24 protein-coding genes and 1 other annotated feature are annotated in these 22577 nt (G+C 33.1%); of the genes, 23 read left to right on the forward strand and 1 reads right to left on the reverse strand.

Annotated features, from left to right (window positions below; translation table 11 throughout):
• The first annotated feature begins 309 nt into the window (after positions 1 to 309).
• Together PYW31_RS06090 and PYW31_RS06095 are read left to right on the forward strand one after the other, a co-directional pair.
• Entirely contained in the window at positions 310 to 510 is a 201-nt protein-coding gene (locus tag PYW31_RS06090; protein ID WP_046836642.1) for a hypothetical protein, read from the forward strand.
• Positions 511 to 1158: 648 nt separating this feature from the next.
• Positions 1159 to 1440, forward strand: coding sequence for a hypothetical protein (locus PYW31_RS06095; RefSeq protein ID WP_046836641.1), 282 nt, complete (start codon positions 1159 to 1161; stop codon positions 1438 to 1440).
• Between the two features lie 129 nt (positions 1441 to 1569).
• Here the strand turns inward: PYW31_RS06095 and PYW31_RS06100 are convergent, their stop codons facing one another.
• Positions 1570 to 1749 (reverse strand): hypothetical protein, encoded by a 180-nt coding sequence (locus tag PYW31_RS06100; protein ID WP_073504264.1) that lies wholly within the window; start codon positions 1747 to 1749, stop codon positions 1570 to 1572.
• Between the two features lie 147 nt (positions 1750 to 1896).
• Here PYW31_RS06100 and PYW31_RS06105 point away from each other — a divergent pair, with 147 nt between their 5' ends.
• From PYW31_RS06105 to hisS, 21 genes are all read left to right on the forward strand, one after another.
• Positions 1897 to 2355, forward strand: a complete 459-nt coding sequence (locus PYW31_RS06105) for a DUF4930 family protein (protein WP_046836640.1) — start codon at positions 1897 to 1899, stop codon at positions 2353 to 2355.
• A 69-nt stretch (positions 2356 to 2424) separates the two neighbouring features.
• Positions 2425 to 2580, forward strand: a complete 156-nt coding sequence (locus PYW31_RS06110) for a hypothetical protein (RefSeq protein WP_101117425.1) — start codon at positions 2425 to 2427, stop codon at positions 2578 to 2580.
• Positions 2581 to 3016: 436 nt separating this feature from the next.
• Entirely contained in the window at positions 3017 to 3859 is an 843-nt protein-coding gene (mreC, locus tag PYW31_RS06115) for a rod shape-determining protein MreC (RefSeq protein ID WP_046836639.1), read from the forward strand.
• On the forward strand, positions 3859 to 4383 hold the full coding sequence (gene mreD / locus PYW31_RS06120) for a rod shape-determining protein MreD (RefSeq protein ID WP_046836638.1): 525 nt from the start codon (positions 3859 to 3861) through the stop codon (positions 4381 to 4383). The genes mreC and mreD overlap by 1 nt, the downstream gene beginning before the upstream one ends.
• A gap of 30 nt (positions 4384 to 4413) precedes the next feature.
• Positions 4414 to 4487: a sequence feature (ribosomal protein L21 leader region), on the forward strand.
• Between the two features lie 12 nt (positions 4488 to 4499).
• Complete coding sequence (gene rplU, locus PYW31_RS06125; protein ID WP_046836637.1) at positions 4500 to 4808, forward strand: 50S ribosomal protein L21; 309 nt, start codon at positions 4500 to 4502, stop codon at positions 4806 to 4808.
• 2 nt (positions 4809 to 4810) lie between these two features.
• Positions 4811 to 5131 (forward strand): ribosomal-processing cysteine protease Prp, encoded by a 321-nt coding sequence (locus PYW31_RS06130; protein ID WP_046836636.1) that lies wholly within the window; start codon positions 4811 to 4813, stop codon positions 5129 to 5131.
• 11 nt (positions 5132 to 5142) lie between these two features.
• Positions 5143 to 5427: a 50S ribosomal protein L27 gene (rpmA, locus tag PYW31_RS06135; RefSeq protein WP_046836635.1), complete on the forward strand. Its 285-nt coding sequence runs from the start codon at positions 5143 to 5145 to the stop codon at positions 5425 to 5427.
• 129 nt (positions 5428 to 5556) lie between these two features.
• Positions 5557 to 6852, forward strand: a complete 1296-nt coding sequence (gene obgE, locus PYW31_RS06140) for a GTPase ObgE (protein ID WP_046836634.1) — start codon at positions 5557 to 5559, stop codon at positions 6850 to 6852.
• Positions 6853 to 6863: 11 nt separating this feature from the next.
• Positions 6864 to 7319, forward strand: a complete 456-nt coding sequence (locus tag PYW31_RS06145) for an ACT domain-containing protein (protein ID WP_046836633.1) — start codon at positions 6864 to 6866, stop codon at positions 7317 to 7319.
• Between the two features lie 12 nt (positions 7320 to 7331).
• Positions 7332 to 7934 carry a Holliday junction branch migration protein RuvA gene (gene ruvA / locus PYW31_RS06150; protein ID WP_046836632.1) on the forward strand — a complete coding sequence of 201 codons (603 nt, stop codon included), beginning with the start codon at positions 7332 to 7334 and terminating at the stop codon, positions 7932 to 7934.
• A gap of 36 nt (positions 7935 to 7970) precedes the next feature.
• Complete coding sequence (gene ruvB / locus PYW31_RS06155; protein WP_046836631.1) at positions 7971 to 8972, forward strand: Holliday junction branch migration DNA helicase RuvB; 1002 nt, start codon at positions 7971 to 7973, stop codon at positions 8970 to 8972.
• Position 8973: 1 nt separating this feature from the next.
• Positions 8974 to 9999: a tRNA preQ1(34) S-adenosylmethionine ribosyltransferase-isomerase QueA gene (gene queA, locus PYW31_RS06160; RefSeq protein WP_046836630.1), complete on the forward strand. Its 1026-nt coding sequence runs from the start codon at positions 8974 to 8976 to the stop codon at positions 9997 to 9999.
• Positions 10000 to 10019: 20 nt separating this feature from the next.
• A complete protein-coding gene (gene tgt / locus PYW31_RS06165) occupies positions 10020 to 11159 on the forward strand; it encodes a tRNA guanosine(34) transglycosylase Tgt (RefSeq protein WP_046836629.1) in 1140 nt (379 codons plus the stop codon).
• A gap of 17 nt (positions 11160 to 11176) precedes the next feature.
• Positions 11177 to 11437, forward strand: coding sequence for a preprotein translocase subunit YajC (yajC, locus tag PYW31_RS06170; RefSeq protein WP_046836628.1), 261 nt, complete (start codon positions 11177 to 11179; stop codon positions 11435 to 11437).
• Positions 11438 to 11803: 366 nt separating this feature from the next.
• Positions 11804 to 14080 (forward strand): protein translocase subunit SecDF, encoded by a 2277-nt coding sequence (secDF, locus tag PYW31_RS06175; protein ID WP_046836627.1) that lies wholly within the window; start codon positions 11804 to 11806, stop codon positions 14078 to 14080.
• Between the two features lie 232 nt (positions 14081 to 14312).
• Complete coding sequence (gene recJ / locus PYW31_RS06180) at positions 14313 to 16592, forward strand: single-stranded-DNA-specific exonuclease RecJ (RefSeq protein ID WP_046836626.1); 2280 nt, start codon at positions 14313 to 14315, stop codon at positions 16590 to 16592.
• A gap of 12 nt (positions 16593 to 16604) precedes the next feature.
• On the forward strand, positions 16605 to 17123 hold the full coding sequence (locus PYW31_RS06185; RefSeq protein WP_046836625.1) for an adenine phosphoribosyltransferase: 519 nt from the start codon (positions 16605 to 16607) through the stop codon (positions 17121 to 17123).
• Positions 17124 to 17442: 319 nt separating this feature from the next.
• Complete coding sequence (locus PYW31_RS06190) at positions 17443 to 19632, forward strand: RelA/SpoT family protein (protein WP_046836624.1); 2190 nt, start codon at positions 17443 to 17445, stop codon at positions 19630 to 19632.
• A 13-nt stretch (positions 19633 to 19645) separates the two neighbouring features.
• Positions 19646 to 20098, forward strand: a complete 453-nt coding sequence (gene dtd / locus PYW31_RS06195) for a D-aminoacyl-tRNA deacylase (RefSeq protein ID WP_046836623.1) — start codon at positions 19646 to 19648, stop codon at positions 20096 to 20098.
• The gene (locus tag PYW31_RS06200) at positions 20095 to 20970 is read left to right on the forward strand and encodes an N-acetylmuramoyl-L-alanine amidase family protein (RefSeq protein WP_046836622.1); all 876 of its coding nucleotides are present in this window, start codon (positions 20095 to 20097) and stop codon (positions 20968 to 20970) included. Before dtd ends, PYW31_RS06200 begins: the two co-directional genes overlap by 4 nt.
• Before the next feature lie 333 nt (positions 20971 to 21303).
• The gene (gene hisS / locus PYW31_RS06205) at positions 21304 to 22572 is read left to right on the forward strand and encodes a histidine--tRNA ligase (protein WP_046836621.1); all 1269 of its coding nucleotides are present in this window, start codon (positions 21304 to 21306) and stop codon (positions 22570 to 22572) included.
• The last annotated feature ends 5 nt before the right edge of the window (positions 22573 to 22577 follow it).

The following is a 22577-nucleotide window of genomic DNA, read 5'->3' on the forward strand; positions in this document are numbered from 1 at the left end:
AATAAAAAAGATAAACACATCACAGCACATCCTGAGCTTTCTCGTAATATATTACGAGAACAACACATGCTACTTAACCTGTTGTTCTTATAACATAGTATGTTATAACCGAAGCGTTAATATTGCTTGAGAAGAAAGATCGGTATTGCTAATGAATATTTCAAACTGTACGTAAAATACCAACTTTTATTTCTGGATAACTACTAATATGATTTGAAAATATGAAGTTAAAGTCGCTATATAACCTTTATAAGCAGCGGCTAAATTGTTTATAGTAGTTATTATTCACATAAAAAGGATGATGGAGTCATGAAGTACTTGATAGCAATTTTAATCATAATTTGCATAGCAAGCTTATTTACTTTAGTAAAATGGATGGATGACAGACTTTTTGTGAAACGAGATAGTAAAAGTGCGAAAGAGTTGCGAGATGATAAGAAATGGTTATTAATATCGTTGATTGGTGGGCTGATCGTTGGTACACTGTTCGTTATGATATATTATTTATAATTGATTTTGTTAGTGTGAGTATAATCGATGATTTGGATTTAATTGCATAGACCCCTGTATTTTTATTCATTGTTACATTTATAGGTGCTGCCATTACTATATTTCCAATAGGATTTTTTATGTACCAATTAGTGTACATGGACAAATACAAAAAATAGAAAAGATGGATTAGGAGTGTACTTGATTATGCACAACTCTATATTATGGTCGAAGGTTTTATACCTGTTTATTTTTTAGCTGCATTGCTTCATTTTATTTTATTTTATTTAAAATTTATATACAACCTGAAGGGGATGCGATATATTTGCAAACGCTTATGTTAGTCGGGTTAGGCATTGCATCGTTACTATATAACTATAATAGGCAAGAAAATTAAATAATACTTATTAAAAGATCGGACGTTATATTAAACTAACGTTCGACCTTTTACATATAATCGAATATTAAGGACGCATTTGTAAACCCTGTATAATGTAATAATGATGTCAGTTGGTAAGAAACAGTTTGTTAGTGAATAAAGTGTAATATGCATTGTTCTATTTAAGGAATAATTTGCAATTATGCAATATATAGTAGTTTGCCGAAAGTGTTTTCTGAAGTACAAAATATATTGTATAATTAAAGTGAAAATTAAGGGAGGATCATCAATTGGGAAGTATATTATTGATAGGGTTATTAATACCAATCGTATATTTAATGCAACTTACAAAACAACAACAACAGATTACAATAAAGCGTGTAGGTTTTACAACGTTGATATCAGTGATTGGTGTGGTCGTTGCTGCAATATTATTTAGCATATTCACTGCTATTGAAACTTCATTTTGGATATATATGTTAAGCGCTATTATTGTTGGGATTGTATGGGCGTTAATACTAAGCGGTTGCTACTATATTTATCAACTATTAACAAATCATATAGAAAAGTAGTGTTTGAGAGGCTAAGAAGTTTTTAAGTGCACTGAGGTTTTGAGGATGAGATGATTTAATGTTGTTACTTTATTAGAATAAAAAATAAAATGCGCTTAATTGACTCCTCGGTCATTAAGCGCTAAAATTTTAATTTATAAAATTGAAATAGGTATTGAAATTTTCTATTAACCAAAGGATACCTTGATATCCTAGATATATACATAAAACAATGATTCCAACATATATTAAAAATCTTAAGATTGATAAACCTACTCTAAATAATAAAATAACTAAGAGTGCAAGTAGGATTATAAACAATATACTCATAGTGTATTCACTCCCTTTAATGATATTGTACTATGAATATATATTAGATGCATCAGCCTATAGTAATGTTTTAAATACTCCTAGAGACTGATGATATTTAGCGAGGTGCACTTTATAATATAATATGACGAAATAGGAGGGTGGTTCATGCGATTTATATTCGGAATTATTAAAAACATTATAGCTGTTATTGCAATTATAATGATTGTATTTTTTGCATTTAAATATGCCCCTTTTTTAAAAGATCAAGAATGGAATCCGATACACAATAATGAGCCATCTATGAATAATTCTGAGCCTAGAGAACAATTAACAGGGGGACAAAGATATTCGGTTGAAGAAAATGATATTTTAAATAATGTACCACTTAGCCAAACTAAAAACGTATTTAATTGGATCAACAAAAAAGAATTTATGTCAGTTTCTGGCATTGGAAGAATGGGTTATAACGATCAGTATATAGCGGGGCAACGTGGCGACGAATTTATCATTTATAAGTTTGGATCAGATTCAATCAGAGTTTATAAAACTGAGATAGAGATGCAACAAGATTTAAATCAATTAGGACAGCACATTGAATTACAACCGCCTTCAAGTTACGAGTAATGCGTTTGAATTCTTTATTAAAATACGTTAGCCTAGAGAAGTAAAATAGTTAAAGGTTGGTGTATAAATATGAGTGAAAAGTCTAGCGAGAAAAAAGCGGATGAGCAAGCAAAAGCACAAAATTTATTTGCACGTTGGCGTAAAGAAGAAAAATTATACAAAGAAGATGAAAAAGAATCTAAAGATTCAGCTGACACAGATAAGTCTGAAGAAAAAGAAAAGTAATATAAATTTGGTTGCGCCTCTACTATTGAGTAGAGGCGTTTTTTATAGTTGTTTCCGTCATTTATTTCCATTAATTATAATGCGAGTCATTGATTCTCAGTACAATAAAAAAATTGTAAAGAATGTATAAGAGATTAAAATGTGATGAGAGGCTTTGCAAAGTAGTAACTATAGTTGAACGATTGTATATAAATGTTTTGTTAAACTAATACTTTTTAATACACTATTGGCTATAGATATTGTTATAATAATTATCAGATAACTCAAATTGCACCTTAAATACGTTTTGGAAATTTGAAGTTACTTTTAAAAATGATCATTTAAAATAAAAATGATCTTTTATTGAGTATTATTAGGGTTCGTGCTTTATTTCGGGCTATTAGTAATATAAAATGATAAGAGAACATAAAATAGTTGGTTAATAGAGGTGTTAAGGTTGTCAAAGTTTTTTAAAAACAACAAATTGATTGTTATTTTATGTGCAATCATAGTGTTTATAGCCTTAATTGGCGTGTCTTTACGTTCGCAAACACAATCACCGGTGGAACAATATGTTGGAGATTCTGTTGCTTTTGGACAAAGAGTGGTTAGTTATCCAGTACAATTTGTATCAGGATCTATAGGTACACTCTTTTCAAAAGAAAGTTCTAAAGAGCAATCTAGTAAGGTTAAACAATTAGAAGTGGAAAATGAAAGGCTCAAAGCAGAGAATAAGAAGTACAAAAAAGAGTTAGATATTGAAGATATATCTAAATTCGAACCTATCTCTAGCACGGTCCTATCAAGAAATCCAGACCAATGGATGAACACTTTAGTTATTAACCAAGGATCTAAAGATGGTATCCAAAAAAACATGGCTGTGTTGACATCTGAAGGCTTAGTTGGTCGTATTTCAAAAGTGAATCAGTTCTCATCACAAGTGGATTTAATTTCCACAAACACGCGTTCAAATCGCTTGTCTGTCAATATCCAACATAAAGGTAAAAATATTTTTGGTTTAATAGATCATTATGATACTAAAAATAATGAATTGGTGATTGCAGATATTAGCAACAAAAATAGTGTTAAAAAGGGCGATAAAGTTGTTACAAGTGGATTGGCTGATCAACTTCCTAGCAGTATATACATAGGTGAAGTATCTAAAGTTGAAAATGATCAATATGGTTTATCTAAAGAAGTGAGAGTGAAAACAGCAGCCAACTTATCTGATTTAAATCACGTATATGTCGCTAAAAGAAATCCTGAAACAATACCAAATAATGAAAGCGGGGATAATTAATGCGCGCATTATACTACTTTCTTATTGGTATTGTATTATTTTATATTGATACCGTGATTGGACTCGTTATACCAATGCACATAGGAGATAAGGATATTATCTTTGTGCCACACTTAACGTTTATGTATATTTTAATTGTCTGTGTATATAGAAGCTTTGGTGTCGCAATGGTTTTATCAGTAGTGCTGGGATTAATTACAGATCTCTATTTTGGCAGTTTTTATGGATTATACTTATTTGGTTATATTTTACTCGTTGTCATTATGGATTATTTCTTTAAAACATTTTATAGAGATAAGACGATGCTTTTTATCATTATCTTAGTTAGTACATTAATATTGGAAATTTATGTTGCAATTATCTATGCAATTTTAGGACTAATACAATTTGAATTCTTTAATTTTATTATTTTTAGATTAGTTCCTACATTTATAATCAATTTTATTTTACTTATTATTATGTTTCCGGTTATTACAAAATTTTTGGAAAATGTACAAATGAAGATTGACAGTAAGAATGGCTAATGCTAAAATGCAGTAGTTGAGTAGTTTACTAGCTACATACAACCGCTCAGATTCAGGTTCAAGTACATCTATGTCACCTGTATTTGGCGTGACTTATATTATAGGAGGTGCAAAGTATGTTTGCTATTATTGAAACAGGTGGAAAACAAGTTAAAGTCGAAGAAGGTCAAGAAATCTTCGTAGAAAAATTAGAAGTTAATGAAGGAGATTCATTCACTTTTGATAAAGTATTATTTGTAGGTGGAGACGCAGTTAAAGTTGGTGCGCCAACAGTTGAAGGTGCTTCAGTTTCTGCTACCGTTCAAAAACACGGTCGCGGTAAAAAAATCACTGTATTCACGTATAAACGTCGTAAAGACTCAAAACGTAAAAAAGGTCATCGTCAACCTTATACTAAATTAACTATCGACAAAATCAACGCATAATTATGATTACTGTTGATATTACATTGAACGATGCCGGTCAAGTCACTGACGTTATCATGGATGGCCATGCTGACCATGGTGATTACGGACATGATATCGTTTGTGCTGGTGCATCTGCAGTTCTATTCGGTAGTGTTAATGCTATAATGGGATTAACAAGTGAAAAGCCAGATATCGATTATAATGATGATGGTGGTCACTTTCATATCAGAAGTGTAGACACTAGCAATGAAAAAGCGCAATTAATTCTTCAAGCTATGTTAGTATCATTACAAACAATTGAAGAAGAATATAAAGAAAATATCAGACTAAATTATAAGTGAGGTGCAACCTAATGTTAAAGTTAAACTTACAATTCTTCTCATCTAAAAAAGGAATAAGTTCTACAAAAAACGGACGTGACTCAGAATCAAAACGTTTAGGAGCTAAACGTGCTGATGGTCAATACGTTTCAGGTGGTTCTATTTTATACCGTCAACGTGGTACAAAAATCTATCCTGGTGAAAATGTAGGTCGTGGTGGCGACGATACATTATTCGCTAAAATCGACGGCGTTGTTAAATTCGAACGCAAAGGTCGCGACAAAAAACAAGTTTCTGTTTACGCAGCAGCTGAGTAATTTTGTCAACGTTAACACCAGAAGTTATAACTTCTGGTGTTTATTTTTTGTCTTTATTTTCTAGTTATAAAGATAATGTTATAATATAAAAGATATGTTAAGAACAATTTTAGAAAAAGAGGTGAAATCATGTTTGTCGATCAAGTTAAAATATCACTTAAAGCAGGTGATGGCGGTAATGGTATCACAGCCTACCGCAGAGAAAAATATGTCCCATTCGGTGGTCCAGCTGGCGGCGATGGCGGTGACGGTGCATCAATTATATTTGAAGTTGATGAAGGTTTAAGAACTTTATTAGACTTTAGATACCAAACACATTTCAAAGCCAAAAGAGGCGACACTGGTCAAAGTAGTAATATGCATGGTAGAAATGCAGAAAATTTAATTTTAAAAGTACCCCCGGGCACTATAATTAAGAGCGTTGAAACTGAAGAAGTATTAGCTGATTTAGTTGAAGATGGTCAACGCGCTGTTGTAGCTAAAGGCGGCCGAGGTGGTCGAGGTAACTCTCGTTTTGCATCTCCAAGAAACCCGGCACCAGACTTTAGTGAGAATGGTGAACCAGGTGAAGAAATAGATGTTACATTAGAACTGAAATTATTAGCAGATGTAGGATTAGTTGGTTTCCCAAGTGTCGGAAAATCTACATTGCTTTCTATCGTTTCTAAAGCAAAACCTAAAATTGGTGCATACCACTTTACAACTATTAAACCCAACTTAGGTGTTGTTTCAACTAAAGACCAACGAAGCTTCGTAATGGCTGACTTACCTGGACTTATCGAAGGTGCATCTGACGGTGTGGGCTTAGGTCATCAATTTTTAAAACATGTTGAGCGTACTAAAGTCATCGTTCACATGATAGATATGAGTGGTTCAGAAGGACGTGATCCATATGAAGACTACAAAATCATCAATGACGAACTTAAAGCATATGAACACCGTTTAGAAGACAGACCACAAATCGTGGTTGCAAATAAAATGGATATGCCTAATTCAGAAGATAATTTAAAATTATTTAAGGAAGAATTGAATGATGACAGTATAAAAATTATTCCACTTTCTACATTTATGCATGACCATGTAGATGAACTTTTATATGCTATTGCGGACAAATTAGAAGAAGTAAAAGATATTGATTTCAGTAAAGATGAAGAGGAAGATTTAGGCATTAATAGAGTGTTGTATAAACATACACCAAGCCAAGATAACTTCACTATTACTAGAGACGATGATGCAGCATATGTTGTTAGCGGTAAAGCAATTGAAAGAATGTTTAAAATGACTGACTTCAATAGTGATCCTGCAGTACGCCGATTTGCACGTCAAATGCGTTCTATGGGCATTGATGAAGCGTTAAGAGCGCGTGGTTGTGAAAATGGCGATATTGTAAGAATACTTGGCGGAGAATTTGAATTTGTAGAATAGGAGTGCTGGAGATGGACAAAAAAGATTATAAAAAGTTTTACTTAATTAGAGAAGATGTGCTACCTGAATCTGTAGTAAAGACTCTAAAAATCAAAGACCTATTAAAAAATGATCCTTCCTTGTCCATATTTGAAGCAGTTAAACAATTCGATTTATCTAGAAGTGCATTTTATAAATATCGTGATACTATATTTCCCATAGATGAGAAAATGGAAGAGACGCGGGAGTTTACATTGATATTGTATGTCAATGATATCGTAGGTATGTTAGCGGGTGTCTTAAATACATTATCCAATTTGAACTTATCTGTACTGACAATCCATCAAAGTATTCCAATGGAAGGTAGAGCAACGATTACACTTTCGTTAGATGCTAAAGGGACAAATTTAGAAATTGATGATGTAATGGAAGCACTAAAAAAAGTTGAGCATGTTTCTAAAGTTGAATTAATTAGTATGACTATATAAGGAAGTGTAGACATGTACGCATATATCAAAGGCACATTAACAGAATTGAATCCAACCCACGTCGTTGTTGAAGCATCGGGAGTTGGTTTTGAAATTCAAACACCAAACTCATATCGTTTTCAAAAGTACATGGATAAAGAAGTCATTGTTCACACTTCTCTTATTGTAAGAGAAGATGCACAATTACTGTATGGATTCATTAACCAAGAAGAAAAAGATATGTTCCATAGTTTAATAAAAGTGACAGGTATTGGTCCGAAATCTGCATTAGCAATATTAGCCAGTAGTTCACCTAATGACGTTAAAATTGCCATCGAAAATGAAAATGATGCTTACTTGACCAAGTTTCCAGGTATTGGTAAAAAGACAGCGCGTCAAATTGTATTAGACCTTAAAGGAAAAGTACAAATTAACGATATTGATAGTAAACAAGCTTTAGAGTTAGGGGTGGATAGTAGCAGTGCTGCGCCAATTATCAACGAAGCATTACTTGCGCTTGAAGCATTAGGATACTCTAAACGCGAACTGACTAAAGTTGAGAAAGCATTGAATAAAGATTCGTTTGATTCGGTGGATGATGCTGTAAAAAGAGGTTTGCAATTACTTATATCATAGAACTAAAATTCATATTTTTAAAAAGGGGGTTAGGCAATGGATGATAGAATGGTAGACCAGTCTGTACATGAGGATGAATCATCATTTGAATTATCTTTGAGACCGACAAAGTTGCGTCAGTATATAGGACAATCTACGATTAAATCGAATTTAGAAGTGTTTATAAAAGCGGCTAAAATTCGACAAGAACCGTTAGACCATGTCTTATTATTTGGCCCCCCTGGCTTAGGTAAGACAACGTTATCGAATATTATTGCAAATGAGATGGAAGTTAATATTAGAACAATTTCAGGACCATCTGTAGAGCGTCCAGGTGATTTGGCAGCGATACTTTCTGGTTTGCAGCCGGGTGACGTTTTATTTATAGATGAAATTCATAGACTAAGTAGTGTTGTTGAAGAAGTATTGTATTCCGCAATGGAAGACTTCTTTTTAGATATTGTGATTGGTAAAGGTGAAGAAGCGAGAAGTATTCGTATAGATTTGCCTCCCTTCACATTAATTGGAGCAACAACAAGAGCTGGGAGTTTAACTGCACCATTGCGTGATAGATTTGGTGTTCATCTCAGATTAGAATACTATAAAGAACATGAATTGAAAGAAATTATTTTACGAACAACTGAAGTGCTCGGTACATCTATAGATGATGATAGTGCAATAGAATTAGCCAAGCGTAGCCGAGGGACTCCGAGAGTTGCCAACCGTCTTCTAAAACGTGTGAGAGATTTTCAACAAGTTAAAGAAGATGATTTAATCCATATTGATACTACAAAGCAGTCTTTACAGTTACTCCAAGTAGATGATGAAGGCTTAGACTATATCGATCATAAGATGATGAATTGCATAATCAACCAATATAAAGGTGGACCAGTTGGTTTAGATACAATTGCGGTGTCTATTGGTGAAGAACGTGTAACCATTGAAGATGTATATGAACCATTTTTAATTCAAAAAGGCTTTATTGAACGTACACCAAGAGGACGTAAAGCAACTGCTTATGCATTTGAACATTTTAGCAAGAATGAAAAGAGGGAATAAGTTGGATATTGAAGCATTTGATTACCATTTGCCTGAAAGGTTAATTGCGCAAACGCCTTTAAAAAATAGAGATGAGAGTAGATTGCTTGTTCTAGGCAGAAAATCAGGTAATATTGAACATAAACAATTTAAAAATGTAATTGATCACTTAGAAAGTGGTGACACTCTTGTACTAAATGATACAAGAGTTATGCCGGCCCGATTATTTGGTTTAAAAGAAGATACAGGTGCAAAAGTGGAAATGCTTATGCTTACTCAAATAGAGGGAAATGACTGGGAAGTATTATTAAAGCCAGCCAAGAGAATTAGAATAGGTAACAAGTTGTCATTTGGAGAGGGCAAAATTGTTGCTGAATGTATTGAAGAGTTAGACCAAGGTGGTCGCATTATGCGATTACATTATGAAGGTATCTTGCAAGAGCGTTTAGATGAACTTGGAGAAATGCCTTTACCACCATATATTAAAGAACGTTTAGACGATCCTGATCGTTATCAAACAGTATATGCTAAGGCAACTGGATCTGCAGCTGCACCAACAGCAGGATTACATTTTACAGATGATTTGTTAAATCAAATTAAAGCTAAAGGTATTCATATTGCTTTTATAACCTTGCATGTTGGATTAGGTACCTTTAGACCTGTAAGCGTTGATAATATTGACGACCACGAAATGCATAGTGAATACTATCAAATGGATGAAGATACAGCGAAATTATTAAATGAAACGAAAGCAAATGGGAAAAGAATCATCTCGGTTGGTACCACGTCAACTCGAACATTAGAAACAATTATGCAATCCAATGATCAATTTGTGGCTAAAAGTGGATGGACTGATATATTTATCTTCCCTGGATTTGAGTATAAGGCAATAGATGGTTTGATTACTAACTTCCATTTACCCAAATCGACATTAGTTATGCTAGTTTCAGCTTTTAGTACAAGAGATTTTATAATCAATGCATATCAACAAGCTGTAGAGGCTGAATATAGATTCTTTAGTTTTGGAGATGCAATGTTAATTATTTAGGGAATGAAAGGAGATTTTTTATGCCAGCCGTTACATATGAGCATATAAAAACCTGTAAGCAATCTGGAGCTAGATTAGGAATTGTGCATACACCACATGGTTCATTTGAAACACCAATGTTTATGCCTGTAGGTACTAAAGCAACAGTTAAAACAATGAGTCCTGAAGAATTACATCAAATGGAGTCTAAAATCATTTTAGGAAACACATATCATTTGTGGTTACAACCAGGAAATGATATTATCAAAAAGAGTGGGGGCTTACATCAGTTTATGAACTGGAACGGTCCTATACTGACTGACTCTGGTGGTTTCCAAGTATTTAGTTTAAGTAACCTGAGAAATATTACTGAAAAAGGCGTAGAGTTTCGTCATCATACTAATGGATCTAAATTATTCTTGAGTCCTGAGAAATCAATGCAAATTCAAAATGATTTAGGTTCAGATATTATGATGGCTTTTGACGAATGCCCGCCAATGCCTGCTGAATACAAATATGTGAAAGATTCTATTGAGAGAACTACAAGATGGGCTGAAAGATGCCTTGAAGCACATAAGAGACCCGAAGATCAAGCTTTATTTGGCATTATCCAAGGTGGAGAATATAAAGACTTGCGTCAGCAAAGTGCTGAAGATTTAGTAGCTTTAGATTTTCCAGGATACGCAATTGGTGGCTTATCCGTTGGAGAACCAAAACCGGTAATGTACGATATGGTACAACACACTGAACAATTTATGCCTAAGGATAAACCACGTTACTTAATGGGCGTTGGCTCACCTGATGCTTTAATCGAGTGTAGTATCCGCGGGATGGACATGTTTGATTGTGTATTACCAACGCGTATTGCACGTAATGGTACATGTATGACATCACATGGTCGGTTAACTGTTAAAAATGCCAAATATGCGGATGATTTACGTCCGATTGATGATAATTGTGACTGCTATGCTTGTAAAAATTACAGTAGAGCTTACATAAGACATTTAATCAAAGCAGAAGAGACTTTTGGTATCCGTCTTACTACTTATCATAATTTACATTTTCTGCTTAAATTAATGGAAAATATCCGTCAAGCTATCCGTGAAGATCGTCTTCTTGATTTTAAAGAAGAATTTTTCGAGCAGTATGGACTTAATGTAGAGAACCCCAAAAACTTTTAAAAGGGAGAAATAAAATCATGCAATTTACTTCATTGATATTACCAATTTTATTATTAGTATTAATGTGGTTCTTCTTAATTAGACCACAACAGAAAAAGGCTAAAGAGCATCGTGAAATGATTAGTCAAGTAAGTTCAGGACAACATGTAACTACAATTGGTGGTATTAAAGGTACTGTTCGTAGTGTAGATGAAACTACAGTAGTATTAACTTTAAACAGTAATGGTACTGAAATCACTTTAGAAAAGCCAGCTATTAAGCAAGTAGATCCATCATAATTAAGTAAAGAACTAATGTTAAACATTAGTTCTTTTTTTGTATCGGAATTTAAGCAGTTGTTAACATATAAGATTGGCACTTTTACTTTAATCGTAAATAGGGTATATAGTGTTATACTTTAACAAGGTTATTGGTGAGCGTACCAAGATTGTTTATTATGTAGTTAAAGTTTATGAAACATCTTCTTTAAATAAACCGCTTACACCGAAAAGTTATATGCAAAACCATTGAGTTAGTTTTTACCTACGATGTAATATGTTAAGATATATAAGGTTGTTTAGAAGAATAATATGATTTTATTAAGCTTGCATTATATTGAGTCAATCAAGTATTCTTATAAAATAAGCTTACAATGAGGTGTTCAAGTGAAGAAAAGTAGTAGAATAGTTGCATTTATATTACTTGTAGTTCTTTTGTTTGCAGGCATGGGACTTACATATAAGAATGTAATTAAAGACGTCAATCTTGGTTTGGATTTACAAGGTGGTTTTGAAGTCTTATATCAAGTAGATCCTTTGCAAAAAGGTGATAAAATAGACGAAAAAGCGGTGAAAGCTACGGCTAAAACGCTTGAAAATCGTGTAAACGTATTAGGAGTATCAGAACCAAAAATTCAGGTCGAAGATAAGAATAGAATTCGTGTGCAACTTGCGGGGGTTAAAAACCAATCTCAAGCACGTGAAATATTATCTTCCCAAGCTAATTTAACAATTAGAGATGCGGATGACAAAGTTAAATTAACTGGTAAAGACATTCAACAAGGTTCTGCAAAACAAGAATTCAAGCAAAACACAAATCAACCTGCAGTTACTTTTAAATTAAAAGATAGTGATAAATTTAAAAAAGTAACAGAAGAAATTTCTAAAAAAGATGAAAACGTGATGGTCGTTTGGTTAGATCATGAAAAAGGTGATACTTACCAAAAGGAAAAAAATAAAAAAGATCCTAAATATGTTTCGGCTGCATCAGTTGATAAACCTATCAATTCCGACAGTGTAGAGATATCTGGTGGATTTAACGGCGAAAAAGGCGTTCAAAAAGCAAAACAAATTGCTGACTTATTAAATTCTGGCTCATTACCAGTAGATTTGAATGAAATATATTCAAATTCAGTAGGCGCACAATTTGGACAAGATGCTTTAGATAAAACAGTATTAGCAGCAGTTATAGGTATTGCAGTTATTTACCTGTTTATGCTAGGCTTTTATCGTTTGCCTGGTTTAGTAGCAGTCATCGCGTTAACTGCTTATATTTATTTAACATTATTAGCATTTAACTTTATATCTGGGGTCTTAACGTTGCCTGGTTTAGCAGCTTTAGTACTCGGTGTAGGTATGGCAGTCGATGCTAACATCATTATGTATGAGCGGATAAAAGATGAGCTGAAAATAGGACGGACGCTTAAACAAGCGTACAAAAAAGCCAATAAGAGTTCCTTCTTAACGATTTTCGATGCGCAGTTAACTACTGTAATTGCAGCGGCAGTACTGTTCTTCTTCGGTGAAAGTTCAGTTAAAGGTTTCGCAACAATGTTACTCTTAGGCATTTTAATGATATTTGTGACGGCAGTATTTTTATCTAGATGGTTATTGTCATTACTTGTTTCTTCTAACTTCTTTAAAAAATCAAATTGGCTATTTGGTGTAAATAAAAAGGATACCTTTGATATTAATCAAGGTAAAGAAATACATGATTTGAAAACACCATATGAGCGTATTAATTTTATGAAGTTAGCCAAGCCATTACTATCACTGAGTATTATTATTTTGATACTTGGTGCAATTGTACTCTTTATCTTCAGATTAAATCTTGGTATTGATTTTACAAGTGGTACACGTGTAGACTTCGAGTCAGATCAAAAAGTTTCTGATGACAAAGTGACTCAAGTATTAAAAGATAAGCATTTCGAACCAGACCAAGTTTCAATCGGTGAAAAGGGCAAAAATGTTTCGGTACAATTTAAAAATGCTTTATCTAAAGATGATGTGGCTAAAATTAAAGACACTGTAGATAGTAGCTTTGGACATGATCCAACGGTTAATACAGTTTCACCTGTTATAGGACAAGAACTAGCTAAAAATGCAATGCTTGCCTTAATATATGCAGCGATAGGTATCATTATCTATATTACATTTAGATTCGAATGGCGTATGGGCTTGTCTTCTATTCTTTCTTTACTGCATGACGCATTTATGATTGTGGCAGTCTTCAGTTTGTTTAGACTTGAAGTTGACATTACATTTATTGCTGCAGTATTAACGATTATAGGTTACTCTATTAATGATACGATAGTAACCTTTGATAGGGTCCGGGAAAACTTACACAAAGTGAAAGTGATTACGGACAAAGCGCAAATTGATGATATTGTGAACAGATCAATTCGTCAAACGATGACACGTTCCATTAATACAGTGCTCACTGTAGTTATAGTTGTTATCTCGTTATTGATTTTTGGTGCACCAAGTATTTTTAATTTCTCATTAGCATTATTAATAGGATTAATCACAGGTGTATTTTCATCTGTATTTATTGCAGTACCGCTATGGGGCATTATGAAAAAACGTCAACTTAAAAAATCAGAAGATAACAAATTAGTAGTATATAAAGAGAAAAAATCAAATGATGAAAAAATTGTAGTTTAATTATTTTAATTTTTTGAGAGGTATAAAGGTTATAATTTATGTTAATCATGAATTATAGCCTTTTATTTTTGGGTTTAGTTATTGAGTGGCGAAGAAAGTAGAATTGCTTAGATGAATCAATCATAGTTCATATTTGGAGTATTGTATTATTTCTTATACATACTTAAATGTAAGTACTTTTTATTTTGGGTTATCTTTTGTATAATTGCTTGTGGAAATGAGGGAGAATAGTATGATTAAATCAAAGTATACTTGGGACGTTAATTCACCCGAAACTGAGATTACAGAGGATGTTTCGTCAGATTTAAAACTAACTCCTATTGTAAAAAAAATCTTAGAAAGTAAAGGATTAACTGATAAATCATCAATTGCTGATGTACTTAATGGTAAGCAAATTGCACATGATCCATGGTTAATGAGCGATATGTCAAAAGCAGTTGAACGTATTAATTTAGCAATAGATGAAAATCAAAAGATTTTAGTCTATGGCGATTACGATGCTGATGGTGTCACATCGACTACAATTCTTGTCGATACTTTAAAAGAATTAGGTGCACATGTTGGATGGTACATACCTAATCGCTTTTCAGAAGGCTATGGGCCTAATGAAATGGCCTTTAAGAATGCTTATGATGAAGGTATTTCTTTAATTATAACTGTAGATAACGGTATCCAAGGACATGATGAAATTCAAATGGTTCAAGACTTAGGTGTAGATGTTATTGTGACAGATCATCATGAAATTGGTAAAACAATGCCTAATGCCTTTGCCATTGTGCATCCAATGCATCCAGAATATGAATATCCATTTCAATATTTATGTGGTGCAGGGGTAGCATATAAATTAGCCCAAACATTATTAGCACAACCACCCGCATATTTTCTTGGCTTAGTGGCTATTGGAACGATTGCTGACTTAGTATCTTTAACTGACGAAAACCGTTCGCTAGTACAAAATGGTCTAGAAGTACTTAACGAACATTGCCCAGTTTCAATTAAAGCAATACTCAAACAAGCAGGTTATAATGATGAGATTACTGAAGAAACAATTGGTTTTATCATTGGCCCTCGACTCAATGCGGTTGGAAGATTAGAAGACGCTGCCTTAGCTGCAGAACTGTTAATGACTGAAACAGATGAAGAAGCAGAGTTTTTAGCAGAGCAGGTAGAATTCTTTAATCAAGAACGTAAAGATATCGTTGCACAAATTACCGACGAAGCATTACAGGTTGCTGAAACACAAGTACAAGATGGATCTAAATTCTTACTTTTAGCTCAACAAGACTGGCATGAAGGGGTACTAGGAATCGTAGCTTCAAAGGTTGTTGAAACCTATGGCTTACCTACGTTAATATTAAATATTGATGAAGCACAAAATCACGCAAAAGGATCAGCGCGTAGTATAGAACAGGTATCAATGTTTGATATCTTAACCGCACATGCAGACTTAATTAGTAAGTTTGGTGGCCACCATATGGCAGCAGGTGTCACGATGCCAATTGAAAATATTGAATCATTAAGACAAGGACTTAATCAATGGATGAATCAACTTGCTGAAACAACATCCTTAGAACCTCGAAAGAAAGTGGATGTGAAAATTTCTGAGTCTGATATTACTATTAAAAATATTCAAGACATACAAAGGTTACGTCCGTTTGGTACAGATTTTACAAGTCCTTGTTTTGAACTGGAAGACGTATTAGTGCATCAAGCTAAAGGTATTGGTCAAGAGCAGAAACATCTTAAACTCGTTATGGGTGAAAGTCAATTGCAAGCGATATTTTGGCAAAATGGACATCTTGTTAAAGAGTTGGGTGTGGAACAGCCAATCAATGTTATAGGTACATTACAAATTAATGAGTGGAATGGATTCCAGTCACCTCAATTTATGATTCAAGACTTAGCAAGTAATAATTTACAGATTTTAGATTACCGTAGTAAAAGTAAAGTTAATGAATTTGCACAAGACGCGACAGACGTTGCTTATTTAATCAATAAAAAGAGTGAAAAATTAAATGGTAATTACTATTATTATGGTGATGAGATTCAATCAAACTATAATAAATATGTATTTCGTGATTTGCCTTCTTCCATTGAAGAAATTAAAATAACATTAAAAATGGTAGATGTGTCGCAAATTTATCTCGTTTTAAATCATGAACACTCTGTTTATTTTGAAGGTATGCCTAAAATGGAAACATTTAAACAATGTTTTAAAGCATTGGCAACGAAAAAAGAAACAAATTTAGCACAAGATGGCATGCAACTCTGCCAATATTTAAACATTCAACCCAATATGCTTAAATTTATACTAAAAGTTTTTCTTGATTTAGGCTTTATAAAAGATGAAAATGGTATAATCAAAATGAATAACATTTCTGACAAAAGAGATATCGAATCGAGTAAGTTTTATCAAGGCCGACTCGAAAGAATACAAGTTGAAAAAATGTTACTTTATGAAGATTTTAATAACTTAAAACAGTGGATTAAATCGGAACTGATAGATAAATAGGAGGAAGTTTGTATGGATTTAAAACAATATGTGTCTGAAGTACAGGATTGGCCAAAACCAGGAGTGAACTTTAAAGATATAACAACAATTATGGATAATGGTGAGGCTTATGGCTATGCTACAGATCAAATTGTAAAATATGCGAAACAAAGAGATGTCGATGTGATTGTCGGACCGGAAGCTCGTGGCTTTATTATTGGGTGTCCGGTTGCTTATTCCATGGGTATCGGTTTTGCACCTGTAAGAAAAGAGGGCAAGCTTCCGCGTGAAGTGATTCGTTACGAATATGACTTAGAATATGGCACAAACGTATTAACAATGCACAAAGATGCAATTAAACCCGGTCAACGTGTTCTTATCACAGATGACTTATTAGCTACAGGTGGAACAATCGAAGCGGCTATTAAGCTTGTAGAAGAATTAGGTGGTATCGTTGTAGGTATTGCGTTTATTATTGAACTTAAGTATTTGAATGGTATTGAGAAAATTCAAGATTATGATGTTATGCGTTTAATTTCATATGATGAGTAATATCTAAAATTAAAAAAGTCAGATGAAACCATTTAAAAATGAGCTTTCATTTGGCTTTTCTTTTTTATGTTGTGTAAATTGTATGTGATTCTATGAAACAAAGAATAATAAAAGGTGAAATTTAACAACATTTTCTAATAGGTCCAATGAACTCGTTTATTTATTTAATGACATGTAGTATTATATAACTATTATACAAAATTTGACCTAAAATAAAGAAAGTACGTTATAATCGGAATTAAAAATAACTAGGTTAAGCGAATAAAATATTAAATTGGGTATTTAATAACAATTAATATTTAGTGTGGGGGTGTCTTAAGTGAACAATGAATATCCGTATAGTGCTGATGAAGTATTATCCAAAGCCAAATCATATTTATCTAAAGAAGATTATGAATATGTTTTAAAAAGTTACCATATTGCTTATGAGGCACATGAGGGTCAATTTCGCAAAAATGGTTTGCCTTATATCATGCATCCAATACAAGTTGCGGCTATTCTAACTGAAATGCATTTAGACGGGCCAACGATAGTTGCAGGATTTTTACATGATGTAATTGAAGATACACCGTATACATTTGATGATGTTAAGGGCATGTTTAACGAAGAAATTGCCATCATTGTAGAAGGTGTTACAAAATTAAAAAAAGTGAAATATCGTTCAAAAGAAGAGCAGCAGGCAGAAAATCATAGAAAATTATTTATTGCTATTGCTAAGGACGTACGTGTTATTTTAGTGAAATTAGCAGACCGTTTACATAATATGAGAACATTAAAAGCAATGGCTAGAGAAAAGCAAATTAGAATTTCTAAGGAAACTTTAGAAATCTATGCGCCATTAGCACATAGACTTGGTATCAATACAATAAAGTGGGAATTAGAAGATACATCTTTAAGATATATTGATAGCGTACAGTATTTTAGAATAGTCAATTTGATGAAAAAGAAACGTAGCGAACGAGAAGAGTATATTCAGAATGCTATTAATCGCATTGATGAAGATATGGCTAGTATGAATATCCAAGGAGATATTAATGGTAGACCAAAGCACATATATAGTATCTATAGAAAAATGGTTAAACAAAAGAAACAATTCGATCAGATATTTGATTTATTAGCCATAAGAGTTATAGTTAATTCTATTAACGATTGTTACGCTGTATTAGGTTTAGTGCATACACTTTGGAAACCGATGCCTGGTAGATTTAAAGATTATATCGCGATGCCAAAACAAAATATGTACCAATCTTTACATACAACGGTGGTAGGTCCAAATGGCGACCCACTAGAAATTCAAATACGCACATTTGAGATGCATGAAATAGCTGAACATGGTGTGGCAGCACATTGGGCATATAAAGAAGGCAAAAAAGTAACTGAAAAAAATAAAAATTTCAATAATAAATTGAATTGGCTCAAAGAACTAGCAGAAACAGATAATACTACTTCAGATGCTGAAGAATTTATGGAAACTTTAAAATTTGATTTACAAAGTGATAAAGTTTATGCATTTACTCCAGAAAGTGATGTTATTGAATTACCATATGGTGGTGTTCCTATCGATTTCGCTTATGCCATTCATAGTGAAGTCGGTAATAAAATGATTGGTGCTAAAGTGAACGGTAAGATTGAACCAATAGATTATGTACTCCAAACAGGAGATATTGTAGAGATAAGAACAAGCAAACATTCTTATGGGCCGAGTCGAGATTGGCTGAAAATAGTAAAATCTTCTAGCGCTAAAAGTAAAATTAGAAGTTTCTTTAAAAAACAAGATCGTTCTTCTAATATTGAAAAAGGTAAATTCATGGTGGAAGCTGAAATTAAAGATCATGGTTTCAGAGTAGATGATGTTTTAACAGATGAAAATATTGAAATTGTTAATGAAAAATATAATTTTGCAAATGAAGAAGATTTATTTGCAGCAGTAGGTTTTGGTGGCGTGACTGCATTACAAATTGTAAATAAATTAACAGAAAAGCAACGTATTCAAGATAAACAAAAAGCTTTAAATGAAGCTCAAGAAATCACCAAATCCGTTCCAATTAAGGATGATATTACAACAGATAGTGGAGTTTATGTAGAAGGTATAGAAAATGTATTGATTAAACTGTCAAAATGTTGTAATCCAATCCCTGGTGATGATATTGTAGGTTATATCACCAAAGGTCATGGTATCAAAGTACATAGAACGGATTGCCCTAACATTCAAAATGAAAAAGAACGACTTATACATGTTGAGTGGGTGCGTTCTAAAGACTCTACCCAACGTTATCAAGTAGATTTGGAAGTTTCTGCTTACGATAGAAATGGACTTTTGAACGAAGTTTTACAAGCAGTCAATTCAACACAGAGTAACTTGGTTAAAGTGTCCGGTCGATCAGATATTGATAAAAATGCGGTGATAAATATTAGCGTTATGGTAAAAAATGTAAATGAAGTTTACCAAGTTGTAGAAAAAATCAAACAACTCGGCGATGTTTATACTGTTACAAGAGTATGGAATTAGAGGTGCAGCATAGATGAAAATTGTAGTTCAAAAAGTTAAAGAAGCTTCAGTTTCTAATGAGAATATTGAAAATAAAATTAAAAAAGGCTATTGTCTGTTCGTTGGTATAGGGCGTGAGACTACGGAAGCTGATATTGAAACATTAGCTAAAAAAATAGTGAATGCCAGATTGTTTGAAGATGAAGATGGTAAATTAAATCTTAATATTCAACAAGTTGAAGGTGAGATTTTATCAATCTCACAGTTCACTTTATATGCTGATGTGAGAAAAGGAAATAGACCGGGTTTCACTCGTTCTATGCCTCCAGAGCAAGCTAATGCGTTTTATGAACAATTTAATAACGCGCTGCGTTCTTATGGATTAAATGTGTTAACAGGTCAATTTGGCACAGATATGTTAGTTAATATCGCTAATGATGGACCTGTAACTATTATTTATGAAAGTCAGGATGGCAAAATCGTATGAATAGAATCAATACTTGGTTAGAAAAACATAATCTTAGGAATTTCCCCACACTCATTGTCGTTGTAACATTTGTCGTTTTCGTTTTTATGATCATTTCTTTCTTAAATCATAATGATGAAGATAGTAGTACAATTTATGTTACAGAAGATACGGAATTAAGAACTGGACCTAGTCCAATTTATCCAGAAGTTAATTCAATCTACAAAGGACAAAACTTCCACAAAATAAGCAAAACAGGTAAATGGATTCAAGTTGAATCTAGTAATGGCAAAGAAAAAGGTTGGGTTGCAGGTTGGCATACGAATTTAAATATAGAGGCGGATGCTAACCCCAACGCTAAGCCTTTAAAGGATAAAACAATTGTACTTGACCCTGGTCACGGCGGAAGTGATCAAGGTGCTTCAAGTAATACAAAAAAGCATAGTAGGGAAAAGGTATACACTTTAAAAACTGCGAAAGAACTTAAATCACTTCTAGAAAAAGAAGGTGCAGTTGTTAATATGACACGTGAAGCGGATGAATATGTAACTCTCGAGCAACGTAATATTAAAGGTGATGCATATATTAGCATACATAATGACTCTCTCAAATCCGCTAAAGCTAATGGCAGCACGGTTTATTGGTATAAAGATAACCAAGAGGCTTTAGCAGAAACAATCAGTGCTACACTACAGAAGAAAGCGTTGTTGACGAGTAAAGGCGCTAGACAAGAAAACTACCAAGTATTGAGACAAACGGACGTTCCAGCAGTATTATTAGAATTAGGCTATATTAGCAATCCTACAGATGAAGATATGATTACGGATAAATTGCACCGCCACATACTTGAAAAAGCAGTTGTTGATGGATTACGTTCTTATTTCTCTGAATAAAAAGGTTGCATAATATTTGTAAAGTCGTTATTATTAAATATGAATTCTATATTAAAACCGTTAGTATTCTTGAAGTTTCTAAACGAAATAGGTAACATTTATCAAAATGTGAAGAGACATAATTCTAGGCTGAAAAATTATGCAGAGTAATTTAGAAATATAACACAAGAAGAGGTGCTTTATAATATAAAGCCGTGTAACGAACGTTATTCGTATGAAGTGGGTTATGAATAATATATTTGTAACCAATTAGGGTGGCAACACGGAAAATCGTCCCTTGTATGACTTATTAGTCATGCAAGGGTTTTTTTATTGCTTAAAAGGAGAGGTTCTATGATAAATATACCTAGAGGGACTCAAGATATATTACCAGAGGAAACAAAAAAATGGCGTTATATCGAATCAAAATTAAATGAATTGATGGAATTATATAACTATCAAGAAATTCGTACGCCAATATTCGAAAGCACTGAATTATTTGCACGCGGTGTCGGAGGTTCAACTGATGTTGTGCAAAAAGAAATGTATACATTCAAAGATAAGGGAGACCGTAGTATAACGTTGCGTCCTGAAGGTACGGCGGCAGTAGTACGTTCTTATATAGAAAATAAAATGCAAGGCCTTCCAAATCAACCTATCAAATTATATTATACGGGTCCTATGTTTCGTTATGAACGTAAACAAAAAGGGCGTTATCGTCAATTTACACAATTTGGTGTAGAGGCGATTGGTGCGGAAAATCCAGGGATTGATGCTGAAGTATTAGCAATGGCGATGCATATTTATCAGTCATTTGGTTTGAAACATTTAAAACTTGTTATTAATAGCATTGGAGATATGCATTCTCGTAAAGAATATAACGATGCGCTTGTGAAACACTTCGAACCTGTTATTGGTGATTTTTGTAGTGATTGTCAAAATAGACTTCACTCAAACCCAATGCGTATTTTGGATTGTAAAGTAGATAAAGATAAAGAAGCTATTAAAACTGCACCTCAGATTAGCGATTATTTAAATGAAGCATCTAAAGCATATTTTGATGAAGTGAAACAACATTTAGATGATTTAGGTATACCGTATGTGGTGGATCCTAATTTGGTAAGAGGTTTAGATTATTATACACATACTGCATTTGAACTTATGATGGATAACCCAAATTATGATGGTGCAATTACAACTTTATGTGGCGGCGGTCGTTATAATGGATTATTAGAATTATTAGATGGCCCAAACCAAACTGGTATTGGCTTTGCACTAAGTATTGAAAGACTATTACTTGCATTGAATGAAGAAGAAATTGAACTTGATATTGATAATGAATTTGATTTATTTGTAGTAACGATGGGCGATGCGGCAGATCGTTATGCAATTAAGCTATTGAACGATTTGCGTAAAAATGGCATTAAAGCGGATAAAGATTATATGTCTCGTAAAGTAAAAGGACAAATGAAGCAAGCGGATCGATTAAATGCGAATTATACGGTCGTCATCGGTGATCAAGAGCTAGAAAATAAAAATATTAATATTAAAAACATGCAATCAGGTGAAACTGAAATGATTCAATTAGATGGCATTGTCGATTATTTAAAAAATAAGGAGTAGATAAC

Source organism: Staphylococcus succinus (assembly GCF_029024945.1).
In the GTDB taxonomy this organism is placed as follows: Bacteria; Bacillota; Bacilli; order Staphylococcales; family Staphylococcaceae; genus Staphylococcus; species Staphylococcus succinus.